General features: G+C 42.4%; 11 protein-coding genes. 4 read left to right on the top strand and 7 right to left on the bottom strand.

All coding sequences use genetic code 11. The annotated features are described in order from the left end of the window. Positions 1-58: 58 nt before the first annotated feature. From U5J89_RS11615 to U5J89_RS11590, 6 genes are all read right to left on the bottom strand, one after another. A complete protein-coding gene (locus U5J89_RS11615) occupies positions 59-169 on the bottom strand; it encodes a sterol desaturase family protein (RefSeq protein WP_322575799.1) in 111 nt (36 codons plus the stop codon). A 98-nt stretch (positions 170-267) separates the two neighbouring features. Beyond that, positions 268-2721, bottom strand: coding sequence for an ABC transporter permease (locus U5J89_RS11610; RefSeq protein WP_322575798.1), 2454 nt, complete (start codon positions 2719-2721; stop codon positions 268-270). 119 nt (positions 2722-2840) lie between these two features. Then, complete coding sequence (locus tag U5J89_RS11605; RefSeq protein ID WP_322575797.1) at positions 2841-3881, bottom strand: serine hydrolase; 1041 nt, start codon at positions 3879-3881, stop codon at positions 2841-2843. Positions 3882-3993: 112 nt separating this feature from the next. Next, positions 3994-4683 carry an ABC transporter ATP-binding protein gene (locus U5J89_RS11600; RefSeq protein ID WP_322575796.1) on the bottom strand — a complete coding sequence of 230 codons (690 nt, stop codon included), beginning with the start codon at positions 4681-4683 and terminating at the stop codon, positions 3994-3996. A gap of 36 nt (positions 4684-4719) precedes the next feature. Beyond that, entirely contained in the window at positions 4720-6009 is a 1290-nt protein-coding gene (locus U5J89_RS11595) for an efflux RND transporter periplasmic adaptor subunit (protein ID WP_322575795.1), read from the bottom strand. A 154-nt stretch (positions 6010-6163) separates the two neighbouring features. Further along, the gene (locus tag U5J89_RS11590; RefSeq protein WP_322575794.1) at positions 6164-6535 is read right to left on the bottom strand and encodes a hypothetical protein; all 372 of its coding nucleotides are present in this window, start codon (positions 6533-6535) and stop codon (positions 6164-6166) included. A 228-nt stretch (positions 6536-6763) separates the two neighbouring features. On the opposite strand from U5J89_RS11590, the gene U5J89_RS11585 reads away from it, so the two are divergent. Continuing rightward, on the top strand, positions 6764-9061 hold the full coding sequence (locus U5J89_RS11585; RefSeq protein WP_322575793.1) for a glycosyltransferase: 2298 nt from the start codon (positions 6764-6766) through the stop codon (positions 9059-9061). A 167-nt stretch (positions 9062-9228) separates the two neighbouring features. Here U5J89_RS11585 and U5J89_RS11580 read toward each other — a convergent pair whose 3' ends face one another. Then, a complete protein-coding gene (locus tag U5J89_RS11580; protein WP_322575792.1) occupies positions 9229-10086 on the bottom strand; it encodes a transglutaminase-like domain-containing protein in 858 nt (285 codons plus the stop codon). A 200-nt stretch (positions 10087-10286) separates the two neighbouring features. Here U5J89_RS11580 and U5J89_RS11575 point away from each other — a divergent pair, with 200 nt between their 5' ends. Genes U5J89_RS11575 through U5J89_RS11565 form a run of 3 tightly spaced genes read left to right on the top strand, consistent with a single transcriptional unit; the run spans position 10287 to position 13226 of the window. Further along, on the top strand, positions 10287-11510 hold the full coding sequence (locus U5J89_RS11575) for an arginine deiminase family protein (RefSeq protein ID WP_322575791.1): 1224 nt from the start codon (positions 10287-10289) through the stop codon (positions 11508-11510). A 15-nt stretch (positions 11511-11525) separates the two neighbouring features. Then, the gene (locus U5J89_RS11570; RefSeq protein ID WP_322575790.1) at positions 11526-12755 is read left to right on the top strand and encodes a site-2 protease family protein; all 1230 of its coding nucleotides are present in this window, start codon (positions 11526-11528) and stop codon (positions 12753-12755) included. Positions 12756-12806: 51 nt separating this feature from the next. Beyond that, a complete protein-coding gene (locus tag U5J89_RS11565; RefSeq protein WP_322575789.1) occupies positions 12807-13226 on the top strand; it encodes a hypothetical protein in 420 nt (139 codons plus the stop codon). Position 13227 lies beyond the last annotated feature (1 nt).

The raw sequence follows: 13227 nt of genomic DNA, 5'->3' as shown, positions 1-13227 counted from the left end.
AACATTAACACCGTCTATATTCTTTAACGGAACAATATCAAACACCGTTCTTTTGAATTTACTTTTCCGGCGGCATGGTTCCAAAAACGCGATCCCATAGCGTTGTAGATACCCCAAAGGCTTTATCAGGATATTTGTAGTGATGCAGAGTATGATGACGATACTGCATTTTTAGCACTTTCGGCACTTTTCATTTATGAACAGCTATATCTACCGAAGCGTATATAAGGTATCCGGTCATAAATCCCGGCATAAAAAAGATTAAAACTACTCTTGCTGAATGCTTTCAACAGGATTAATAAGAGCTGCTCTCAGAGATTGATAACTTACTGTCAACAGTCCAATTACAAGCGTTATGATTCCCACCATTACAAAGATTGCTGCAATATTCCATCCCAGTTCTATACGGTAGGGAAAATCCTGCAACCACTGCACAGCCAAATAGTAGATTACCGGCCAGGCTATGATATTTGAAATCACAATTAGCTTTAGATAATCTTTCGACAAAAGCGCTACGATATTGGGCACAGTTGCACCCAGTGTTTTTCGGATTCCAATTTCTTTCGTTCGTCGAGAGGCTGTATACGAGGCAAGTCCAAAAAGTCCCAAGCAGGCCACTAAAATACACAACAGGGTGAAAATGCCGGAGACACTGCTCATTTGTGCTTCGGATTTATAAATTTCTTGCAGCTTTTCATCCTGAAAAAAGTATGTGAACGGATCTATATGATTGACTTCTTTCCAAACCTTTCTGAGATCGTCTATTCCATTTTGTGTGCTTCCCGCAGCTAATTTTGCGGTAGCAAATTCAATATTTCTAACAGTTGGACGTCCTTCCTTCACCAAGTTAATAACCAGCGGAGATATCTCTTTTTTAATGGAGGTATAATTAAAGTCATCAACGACGCCAATCACTTCTAAAGGTTCGCGCTCGTTTTCAGCGGTAGTAAAATAAAATCGGGTTCCCAACGCATCCCGCGGTGTTTCAGCATCAATTTGATTTAACATCGCCTTGTTAATCAAAATGGAATTCTCCGCATCGGCGGGATAATCTCGGGAGAAACTACGTCCGGCCAGCAATTTAATACCGTACGTTTCAAGGAAATCGTGCTTTACGTGGAGCGTCATATTGGTAGGCGGCGCATCCGGCTGGTTGGCAGGCGAATATTTTGAGAAGAACTGACTGTCAGATCCCAATATCTTGCTCATTCCGGAAATGTCCTTAATATGAGGACTTTGAAGTGCTTTTTCCTTAAACTGATCAAACTCCCAGGCAATGAGCGTTTGTGTAATCGGCATCACTACCACCTGCTCTTGGTCAAAACCCATTTCTTTATTCTGGAGGTGCTGCAGCTGCAAGTAGACGATTACGGTACCAATGATCAGAACCACGGAAAGGGTGAACTGAAATACCACCAACCCCTTTCGCAACAACTTTTCTCCCACACCACTTTGCGTACCCTTAGATCCATGCATAATGGATGTAGGATTAAACCCGGATAAATATAACGCCGGATATAAGCCCGCGAGTAATGCTACCACAATAAATAAAACAAGTAACCCGCCAACCACTTTCCCGTTCGTTATGACCTCGGCTCCAAACGAAACACCCAAAAATTCATTAAACCATGGTAATGACAGATACACCAAAAAGAGTGCCGCCAAAAAGCCTAATCCTGTCATTAGCATCGACTCTCCCATAAATTGCCCAAAAAGCTGCTTTCGTTGTGCTCCAAGCACCTTTCGCATACCCACTTCCCGGGCTCTTTCGGTAGAACGAGCAGTACTTAAATTCATAAAGTTTATAGCTGCAATAATAAGGATCAGCACAGCTACGGCAGTAAACAGATACACATAAAAAATAGAACCGTTGGCTTCCATCTCCTGGTCCAAATTGGAATACAGGTGGATATCGGTGAGCGATTGTAAGTTCAACGTAATTGTTTCTCCCTCTTCGCGATCGGCATAGTTTTTATCTACAAAACGCGGAAATTGCGACTCCAATTCTTGAGGGGTAACACCGTCTTTAAGTAACACGTACGTCCAGCAGGGATTCCAAAACCAGCGCTCCAAAAATTCACGAGATCCATACAACTCGGGCAAGCTATTAAACGATACCAGCATATCAACTTGAAAGTGAGAGGTTTTAGGCAGGGCTCTCATCACTCCGGTTACCGTAAAGTCTTCGACCCCTTTAAAAGTGAGCTGTTTGCCGATGGGATTCTCATCCCCAAAAAACCGGCGGGCCTGCTCTTCGGTTATAACCGCTGACATCGGATCATCGAGTGCTGTTTCTGGATTTCCGCGGACGAGATCAGCAGAAAAAACATCAAAAAAAGTAGAATCTACTACATAGAAATGGTTAACACGGAATGATTCTTCGGTCTGGGCATTTATAATAGTTCGTACCTCTTCCTGCATATCAAAAAAGCGAACTGTTTTTTCAATCTGACCCGAAAAGTCATTCTGTAATGTGGGACCTACGGGAAAGGGAGTTGTTGCACCGGATTCGCTCTTGGAAGAAGTTTGCGTTGTTTGCGTTACACGATATATGCGATCAGATTTTTTGTGAAACTGATCATAGCTAAGCTCATGCAGCACATAAGCTGCAATAAGTAAACAGCTGGCAATGCCTATTGCCAAACCCAATACATTAATTAATGTAAATCCTTTTCGCTTGCTCAAATTGCGAAGAGCAACCTTCAAATAATTTTTAATCATAGCCCTTATTAGTGTCAAAAACCCAATTGTCTCTCAAGAATACATTCAACAACAGTATAGAAGAGTGATAACATCCCTATTTGTTACAAAATTAACCCCGAATTACAACAATTGAAGTATTATTTTGAAGATTTCAGATAGGGAATAATCTGTTCGTCAAGCAGGTCAAAAACCGGCTCTTTGTAGCTGCGCGATTGCGTGGCATTATCCAGTGCGCCGGTTAGCACAATAGTGGCGTCAAGTTTTGGAATTATAAATATATATTGTCCGCCATACCCCCAGGCAAAATAAACTTTATAATTGCCAACCGGTTTATTCCACCACATATAGCCATAATCGTATGGATTATAATTGCTGCGGGTATAGGTTTTAAAGGAATCAACAATCCAATCTTTCGATACAATTCTTTGTCCATTGTAGCGGCCTCTATTCAACAACATTTGCCCAATTTTGATCATATCATCAGGAGCCAGCGCCATATTATTACCTCCCATATAATATCCCTGTGGATCCCGATCCCATCCGCCCAACTTTATATTCATCGGATGAAACAGATATTCTTCGGCAAAAGCTCTGGTGCTCATCCCTGTGGCCTTGCTTATAATGACCGATAACAGATGCGAAGTTCCGGTGCTGTAGGCCATATCACCACCGGGCTGTTTTTCGAGGGGCTGATCCAAGGCGAATTTGATCCAGTTATCACTGATAACCCAGCGCCCGTAATTATGGAAACTGGTAGTTTCAAGTCCCGATCGCATCGTTAGCAAATCTTTAATCGTAATGGATTCTTTTATCGAATCGGGGTTGGCATTAAAGTAATCTTCGAAGTAGGGTTCTATCGGCTGGTTGACGGTTTTTATATATCCATTCTCAACGGCTATGCCCACCAACAGCGAAATAATGCTTTTTGATGCAGATTTGATATTCGTCGGCTCACCTTTTTCCATCCCGTTAAAATAAAATTCGGCTAACTGCTTGCCGTTTTGCTGAATCAACAGGCTGGTAACGGAGTTAATGGAGGAAGCACTTTGCTGGATTTGCTGAAGGGATACAGAATCCGCCGAAGATATCGACCGGGCATCAGCATTAAAAATACCAATCAAAAAAAATAAAAACAGGCTATATCCAGCAGCTTTGATAAAACTTGCTGATACTCTCACAATCTCAATAATTTGGTTTATACTCCTAAACTTATATCTCAAATTATTGAAGGATAAATATAACCATAAGGTTCCAACTGTGAGATAAATACAACTGCCGGATCATTGTGTTCTACACATGAAATTCTTCTTTGACTTCCTCTTGTACTATTTGTCCGTCAAACAAATTAATCGTTCGTTCTGCGTAACCGGCGTCGTGTGGTGAGTGGGTCACCATTACAATAGTCGTCCCCTGATCATTAAGCTCTGCCAATAATTTCATCACTTCATTACCGTGGTCAGAATCCAGATTCCCAGTAGGCTCATCGGCAAGAATTAATTTGGCATTTGCCACAACAGCACGAGCTATAGCTACGCGTTGCTGCTGTCCACCGGAAAGCTGCTGGGGAAAGTGATTACGGCGATGCATCATATTCATGCGCTCGATAGCAGCTTCTGCCTTTTCTTTGCGCTCATCTTCGGGCATCCCCAAATATAGCAGTGGAAGCTCTACATTTTCGAAAACGGTAAGCTCATCAATCAGATTAAAACTCTGAAATACAAAACCGATATTCCCTTTACGCAACCGGGCTCGCTCGCGCTCCGATTTATCGGATACTTCATAATCCAGAAATTGATAAGTTCCTTCTGTGGGATTATCGAGCAGTCCCAAAATATTGAGCAGGGTTGATTTTCCGCATCCCGAGGGACCCATAATAGCACAAAACTCTCCTTCTTTTATTTCCAGATCAATGCCATTAAGAGCTGTTGTTTCAACTTCCTCAGTTGTATATACCTTTTTAAGATTATTTGTCTTGATCATAGTCTAACGCATTAATGTTTTCAAGTATTAGCATGGTTACTCAATGTTTAGAACCTCATTTTCGCCAAAAGAACCGTAATCAGAAATTATCACGCGATCTCCCTCATCAAGTCCGGAAAGTACTTCAAAATAATTAGGATTCTGTCGTCCCAGCCGGATGTCATGCTTCACCGCTTTATCGCCATCTTCCGTAATTTTATATATCCAATTACCACCGGTTTTTTGATAAAATCCACCTCTGTCCAATACTAATGTAGATCCTGATTTGCCCAGCATAAGCTGAATACGAAGCGTCTGTCCGCGAGTAAGATCCTCGGGGACCTCACCGGTAAATTCCATATCCACCTTAAATTGGCCATTCTCTACAACCGGATATACCTTGGCAATTTCCAGCTGATGGGTCTGCCCGTTGTAATCGAAGGTACCTTTTAATCCCTGGGTAACCCTGGAAAGGTAATACTCATCTATTTGTACACGAACCTTATAGTTATCTAAAATATCGACCTGACCAATTCGCTCGCTGGATGTAATGGATTGCCCCGGGTTAAGCTCAATGGTAGATAGTTGTCCCGATATTGGAGCCGTCACCACCAGACGATCTAAAATATTTTGCACCGCTTCCAAGCTCGTCCACATTCGCTCCAACGATTGATCGATCTGGCGAAGCTGTTGGCTCGACTTTATAGAATCCTGCTTAAAGGATTCATAAATCAAATCGTACCGCTTCTGCTGATATTCATAGTTCTCTTGCGTTTCCAGAAACTGCTGCTCGGCAATAAGATTTTGCTCGTATAACTTCTTCTCGCGCTCATAGTTCGATTTCGTTATTTCTAACTGATTTTTTGCCTGAGCCAACCGCTCTTTCAGACTCAGCGTATTTTGTTCAATATTGAGGCGAGAATTTCGCGTTTGGTTGATCTGATCATAAATAGCGGAAGTTTGTTGCAGGACGTTGAGACGCAAATCAGAATTGGACAGGGTAACAATCGTATCTCCCCGCTCTACCATTGCTCCTGACTCTTTATAAATCTCATCGACAACGCCTCCCTCTACCGCGTCCAGATACATTGTCTGGATGGGCTGGACTGTGCCTGTTACCTGAATAAAATCTTGAAAAGATTCTTGCTGAACCGTACTAATATTTATGATTTCCCGATCCACATTTAGGGTAGACCGTGTATCCATAAATACAAAGCTGTATATAAAAATCGCAAGAATAGCCATTCCTCCGACAAGCATTCCCAGCTGCTTCTTACTCCAACTGCCTTTCTCAATTTTTTTATCCATTCCCTTACTGGAAATGCGTGAATTATTCTCCGTGGCCATTAATAAGCCCTACTTTATATTAACTTTTCAAAATTTTTTTACCCAGAATTGCCGGAACATACTTATCCATTGACCATTAACTAAAACAAGAGTTTCTGAGAACCTATTTGTTACAGAAATGTCAGCAAATGAAGTATTACCTAAACAGATATTGTTACTGTTTCAATATTCTCTCGATCTCTTCTATTAACTCTTTGTCATATTTTTCTCGATGATGACTAGGGGTCGTAGGTTCATATTCTGGATTGTTTATCGTAATCTTTGTTTCATTATCTCCAATGCGCTCAATAATTATCTCCCCTTGATCTCTACGCTGATTTTGAGTATTGACGTAAGATGTAGAATGAAATGTCACAAAATATCGATTCCCGTCATCCGACTTTTGGGTAAAGTTTATCTCCAGTGAACGACCTCTTATAGCTTTTTCCACCGTATTTATCATCGTATTAAAATCCTGCTTGTATGTCTTTGACTGATTCCCTGATACCGATTCCAACGGTCCGCACCCTTGTAAAAAAGATATCACTACAATAGTTATTATTATCAGCAATTGATTCTTAAGAATATTCATCATCAGACAACTTTGGATTTTTCGCTTTTTGAAAATTCAGTATAAAAAAATATAACCACTAAATTGAGCCGTTTCTCAAACTTTTATATTTCTGACGATCATTCGCCAATGAATACTTTTCGCCTTTTATCTCTCACCTCGTATATTTCAGCGAATTAACAATCAATTTCGGGTTGCATACTTATGCCAAAAAAGCCGCTGCTTACGGTATCCATCGTTGTGCAAAATCATCGGGATGTTATTGAATCGACCCTGACATCACTCTATGAAATTTCAGGTATCCCCTTTGAACTTTTTATTGTTGATGACGGATCTACCGACAACAGTGATGAAGTTATTCAATCAGTTCTGGACTATTACCAGCACGAACAAACCTTCTATTTTACCCACGAGAAGCCATCGGGATTGGGTAACTCGTTAAATGAAATATTATCACAAAGGAACGGACGACTTTTCTGGGCACCGCAGTCTATTTCTGAAATTGACATCGAACAATTAAGTCTCCGGTTAGAGCAGCTTACCGAATCAACCGATAGTGTTCTGGCGCTTCAAAATCATACGCTGCCAACCAGTTACAAAGAGTGGATTGATCTTGCTCGACAAAAGAACTGGCCACAAAACGGATCTTTTATCTGGGATTTATCAGCCCTTTCAACTGCCAACAGGTTCTTCAATCCCTACTTAAAGGAATTCCATGGACTTGAACTTGCAGCCCGGTTGGGTGATCTCTCACCAATTAAAAGCGCCAAAAGCTGGTTTATCCCAAGCAGCCTTGTTGAAGCCCCCGAGCCCGACTTCAGCCTTCGTCAAGAGTTACTGCTAACTCTGCTTCGGCGGGCTGATTACGGCGATACAATGCGGGAAACGATTCTTGAAACCATTCAAAAGCTGCCGGCCAAATCAAAGAAATCTTACGACAACGACCTGCTTAACGAAGCAGTGAAGTTAAAACAGGACGGCCGATTTAATTCGGCACTGGAACTAATCGAAGAGGTGCTGGAGAACAATCCAAGTCACAGTGGTGCACGCAACCTCAAAATTGAGATCCTCGAAAAAAAGCGTCGATATGTAGAGGCATCGGAGCTCAAGCACCAGGTTTCCAAATCTCAAAAAGAACAAGAGCAGGAGCAGGAAACAAAGCAACAACCATCCCCTGAAACACACCAGCCGGCTGATCCCGAAGATGTAGCGGTAAGCCTGATTATTCCAACGACTACCTACGGTAAACCTGCCCTTGAACACTGCCTGCTTTCGGTTTCAGAACAGTGCGATACCTCTCAACTCGAGCTCATTGTCATTGACAACGCCAGCTTAGATAACACCCATGACTATTTGGATGAGCTCAAAGAAAGGAACTTTTTGAACTGCCGGGTAATCACCAATAAAAAGAATGCGGGCTTTGCCGCCTCTGTAAATCAGGCTATGGAGAAGGTAAACGGGGAATATGCCTGTATCGTCCACAACGACATTGAGTTTGTTGATGATGCTATTACCCAGCTTCGAGACTTGATGGAGTCTCATCCCAAGTATGCTGTTATCGGCCCCACTACGAACAAAACCCTCAATCCTGATCAATCAACCCAGAACGTTCAAGAAGACGATCCGGATCTTATTCGAGCGGAATATCTGGACAGCTTTTGTATGATGCTGCGAGCGGATGCAAATTTAAAAATGGATGAGGCCTTCCAGCTGGCATTTTTTGAGGATATTGACCTTTGTTTTCAGGCTCGTTCCAAGGATTTTAGAGTCGGTATTGCTCCGCACATTCAGGTTAAGCACCACTTCGGTACCACCACATTTTCACTGGATCTGGATACCGAAAGCGAGCAGTACTGGAAAAATGTATCCTATTTTAATGAAAAGTGGAATATCGAAGTCTTTTCCAAAGATGAACTAAAATCACTAAGCACCTTCGACCAGCTGTTGGCGCTCGACGATCTGGTGAACCCGTTATTCCCCGAACCTAAAGTTCAGCAGCAATTTGAGCAGCTTTTTACTGATGAGCTGAAAACGGAAATCCTAAATGCCCAGCACGATAAGGAAACTCTTTGCAAGCTCGTACACCTGTTTATGGTGATGGAGGAGCGAGAAATTATGCGTCGCCTTGAAGACAAGCTCAACAACGTTGATATCCCTTCATCTCTCATTTATCAACTGGTGCGCTTTTACTTTAACCGCAACATTTATTCGCGCTGTACACACTATCTCAATCAGCTTAAACCACAGAATGAATCGCTCCGCTCCGATTTGTATCGTTTGGCTATACTTGTAGAGAATAAAGACCTCGACCAAGCTATACCCATGTTAAAAGAACTAATGGATCACGCACCGGCAAATCCGATGCTCTATAAGCTGGCCGGTGATATCCACAAATTTAGCGGCAACAAAGAAGAGGCAGACTCATTTTACGATCTGGCAGAGCAAATCAATCCTTTTGAGTTTGCCAACGAAGAAAAAGACGCGTTTGGGTTTGAACTCTAAAACTATTGCTTCTTTGAGAAAGGAAAAGGTGCAAAAAGGAAAGACCCTACCGATCAAGGTAGGGCCTCCACTATTCATCAAGAGAGACGCCTAAAAAGGCGCCCTGTAAAATGGCAAATTATGTATAGAGTTCAAAATGTAAATGCAGGTAATTCATACAGGGTTTATCAACGAACCATGATCTCAACTGTATTCAATAACTTCTTTAAGCTTTCTACCGTATCCAACTTATCTCTTTTTTCATAGCTGTTGATGAGATTCTGAATACAGCGAGCAAGGATATCTTCCTCACTGCTGTTCTTAAAATGTTCGCTCCTGGGTTCTACCCCATTCTGCTTCAAAAAGTAATAACACTGATCATAGGTGACGACTTTTCCGTGGTCAAAGGGATCAATCAAGATTTCTTCGTTCGCCGTTTTGTACTTCATCATAAAATGAATCGGCATATTAATCCCATAAAACGGCAGATCCAGGCGACGTCCAATAAATAGCACTATTAAAGCCAGCGAAATAGGTAACCCTTCCCGCCGGTCGATCACACGATTCAAATATGAATTATGGGGATTATAATAGTCACTCGTGCTGCCGCTAAATTCCAGATCCTCAAATACAAAATTGAGAACTTTGTGCATTTTCTGAGTTTCGCTAAGCGAATAACGGACATCATCGGCAATCATGTCAGCAAATCGATCGAGCTTTTCCTTGTATTCGCTTTCGCGAAGCGTAGGGTTATCAAATCGCGATAAAATAAATACGGCATTCTCGAGCTGCTCTAAATTCGAGAATCCACCTTCTAGCACATCCATAAAATCCTGCTCTACGCTACCGAAGGTAATATGTTGAATAATCTCATTGATGAGTTCCCGCGATTCTGCATCACTGGTTTCACTTTTCTGTTGATCGAGCAACGGTACCGCTGTTTCACCGAGCTCAAACAAACGATTACGCACCTGTGATTTCACAAATGGATCGGGGTCATCCAACAGGTAAACAAGCGATTCTATTTCTGACTTCTTAGCTGACATTATTTAGGGGATAAATTCTTTTTACCATCTGATTACTATTTCGAAACAGCAATAACTTTCAAATCGTGCGATTAAAATAGAGAAAAAGTTTTCGAATTATCTACTTAAATCTCAATTTAAATATTGCCTGCTCAAAACGTATATTTGGCCTTGTGTAATAAGGTTATCGGCTAATTTTTAATCTATTTAATAAAATATTCATGAAGCTATCCATTACTTCAGAAACCGGATTATTAAAAAGCGTTATTGTTCACACTCCCGGTAAAGAGGTTTCGCTGGTTAATCCGGAGCTCAAAGACGAACTCCTTTTTGATGATATTATTTTTGAAAATGACGCTCGGAAGGAGCACCTGGACATGCTCAAGGTTTTTAAAGCTGCCATGCCTAAGGATGGAAAAGTCCATGAAATTACGGATCTGTTCAGCGAAGCCCTGAGTATCGAGGATGCGCAAGGATATTTTATTGAGAAGCTTATTAACCGATTACCTGAAGAAAACCTTACGGCTATTAACCAAGAATTACTTAACCTTACTGGGGATGAACTCTTGCGGTTTGTGATTGACGGGGCAACACCTTCCATTCCCGACTTTAATATGCGTCCCACCCCGAACCTATTGTTTACCCGGGATCTGGCTGCCGTTGTCAACGAAAGTATTCTATTATCACGTCCGGCCAAAAAAGCCCGCTTTCGGGAAGCCGTACTTATGGAAACACTGATCAAGTTTCATCCGCTATTTGAGGATATTAAAGAGAATACAATAAAAATTTCGGAACAAGAATCCATTGAGGGGGGCGATGTGCTTGTTGCCTCTGATAAAGTGGTGCTTATTGGTATGAGTGAACGGACCTCATTTAGCGGGTTAATGAATGCCACCGAAGGTTTGCTTGAGCAAGGCGTTGAACATGTTCTTGCCGTCGATATTCCCAAACAGCGTTCCTCCATGCATCTGGATACTATTTTTACTTTTGCCAGCGAATCCGAATGCATAGCCTTCCCGCCGGCAATCACCGAGCGCCGTAACAACGTGGTTGCCCTGCGATCCCAAAACGGAGCCATCATTTCGGAATCAAAACCTTCTTTAAAACAAGCCCTTGAGGAACTTCTGGATCGCGACTTAACGTTCATCGAATGCGGAGGGTCTGAGCGTACCAATCAATTTCGTGAGCAATGGACCGACGGGGCTAACGTTTTTGCAATAGCGCCCGGCGTTATTATAGGCTACGAACGAAACACAAATACCTTTAACGAGTTGAAGGAACATGGTTATCAACTCATGGATCAATACGAATTTATTGAGGAATATAGCGACACTGCCTTTGATCCTACAGATAAAAAAATTGCCATTAGCTTTTTAGGCCACGAACTCTGTCGTGGTCGGGGCGGCGCTAGATGTATGACCATGCCCATTGCAAGAGAATCCTAAAACACAGCAGCACCTTTGGATAACAAACCTACCACCGAAACAACCCGTTTTCAAATCAGCGACTTTACTGCCGAACCTACCATTTGGGAAACCATGCAGCGCGATCTTGATCCCAAAACGGTAACCAAGCACCTGGCTTTATTTTTGATCACTGTGCTTACCGTTTCACTGGCCGGCGCCGGATTTGTAGGTTTCGAACCCTCATTATTTCCCATAGCCCTACCTTCGCTATCCGACTTTTATCGCGGACTCCTCTTTGCAGCACTTCTTCTGGGATTTTTGGGCGTGCACGAATTCGGGCACTATTTCGCCGCACTCTATCATCAAATTAAAGTAACACTGCCCTACTTTATTCCTATTCCTTTGGGTATCGGCACGGTGGGTGCTGTCATCCGCATCAAACAAAAAATTAACGACACCTATAAAATGTTCGATGTGGGAGCCGCTGGGCCATTAGCCGGTTTTGTCGTCTCCCTGGGCGTATTACTCTATGGATTTTCGACCTTACCCGATCCCTCATTCATACAAAATTTTGCCGGTCACGAAGCCGTAAAAGAATACGTCGCCCAATACGGGATTTTCCCCGAGAATCCGCCACAAGAAACTAATGGTAATGTGTTGATTGTCGGTGATACTCTGCTCTATAGCTTCCTGGCTTCCTTTTTTGAAAATGTACCACCCATGTGGGAGATGTATCACTACCCCTTCTTATTTGCGGGATGGCTGGGACTATTCTTCACGGCTCTTAACCTAACACCTATTGGGCAGCTCGACGGTGGACATATTCTGTACTCGCTAATCGGATTTGAAAAACACAAAACCGTAGCGCGTATCTTTTTCGCAGTACTCATTACTCTCGGAGGAATCGAAGCCATTCCGTTTATCCATCTATCTCTTGGTGAATTAGATTACAGCTATGGCTTATTAAGCTGGGTAATCTGGGGTGGTGTATTAATGATGCTGCTCCGTAAGGCCTTCCGCGACGATATACAATGGATTTTACCGGTCTGGACCGCCTCATTAGTGGCCACCGCATGTTACTTATTCTTTGTTGTGGGTAACATCACGACATCTGGTTCATTAATTTGGGTCGTCTGGTCGTTTTTTATCGCCTATTTTGTCGGGATTGAACACCCCCCCGCGCTGCGCGAACGCGAGCTTGATCCCACCCGAAAATTCCTTGGATGGCTAAGCATGGCTATTTTCGTGCTTTGCATTAGTCCCAATCCACTATATTTAATTTAAAATTCGTTATCTTTAGTCGCTTTAATCGCAAAACCTAATCTCTCTATTTTAATGCGTTACTTGTTTCTTTCAATCGTTGCCCTGCTCTTTATTTCATGCTCAAACGAAACCCCTGAAAATGTTTCTGATCGGGTTAACCAGCTAATCGCCGAGGATAACTATACTCAGGCTTTGGATATCTTAGAAAATGCTGATCCCGAACAAACGGATGCGGACCTGCCCCGACTCAAAGAAAAAACGTATCTCAATTATGGACTGTACCTGGAGTATCGGGGACCTGAAGATAGTACCATGCGAGACCGAATGACCTCTGCGCTGGAACAATTTATTGAGGTGCTCAAACTAAATCCTGATAATGAGAAAGCACGAAAAGAGATCCGGCAAATTATGGGCATATACAGCACCATGCCCGATAAATCGCCCGGAAACGATATCATTGAAGAACTGAATAAGTTGGGATTTGATTATTAGA

It is taken from the genome of Fodinibius sp. (assembly GCF_034521915.1).
Classification (GTDB): domain Bacteria; phylum Bacteroidota; class Rhodothermia; order Balneolales; family Balneolaceae; genus Fodinibius.
This window is presented reverse-complemented; position numbering and strand designations above follow the sequence as displayed.

Excerpts from the sequence above, each read along its gene's own strand:
- U5J89_RS11615 (WP_322575799.1), bottom strand. The coding sequence starts at position 169 with ATGCAGTATCGTCATCATACTCTGCATCACTACAAATATCCTGATAAA.
- U5J89_RS11610 (WP_322575798.1), bottom strand. The coding sequence starts at position 2,721 with ATGATTAAAAATTATTTGAAGGTTGCTCTTCGCAATTTGAGCAAGCGA.
- U5J89_RS11600 (WP_322575796.1), bottom strand. The coding sequence starts at position 4,683 with ATGATCAAGACAAATAATCTTAAAAAGGTATATACAACTGAGGAAGTT.
- U5J89_RS11595 (WP_322575795.1), bottom strand. The coding sequence starts at position 6,009 with ATGGCCACGGAGAATAATTCACGCATTTCCAGTAAGGGAATGGATAAA.
- U5J89_RS11585 (WP_322575793.1), top strand. The coding sequence starts at position 6,764 with ATGCCAAAAAAGCCGCTGCTTACGGTATCCATCGTTGTGCAAAATCAT.
- U5J89_RS11580 (WP_322575792.1), bottom strand. The coding sequence starts at position 10,086 with ATGTCAGCTAAGAAGTCAGAAATAGAATCGCTTGTTTACCTGTTGGAT.
- U5J89_RS11575 (WP_322575791.1), top strand. The coding sequence starts at position 10,287 with ATGAAGCTATCCATTACTTCAGAAACCGGATTATTAAAAAGCGTTATT.
- U5J89_RS11565 (WP_322575789.1), top strand. The coding sequence starts at position 12,807 with ATGCGTTACTTGTTTCTTTCAATCGTTGCCCTGCTCTTTATTTCATGC.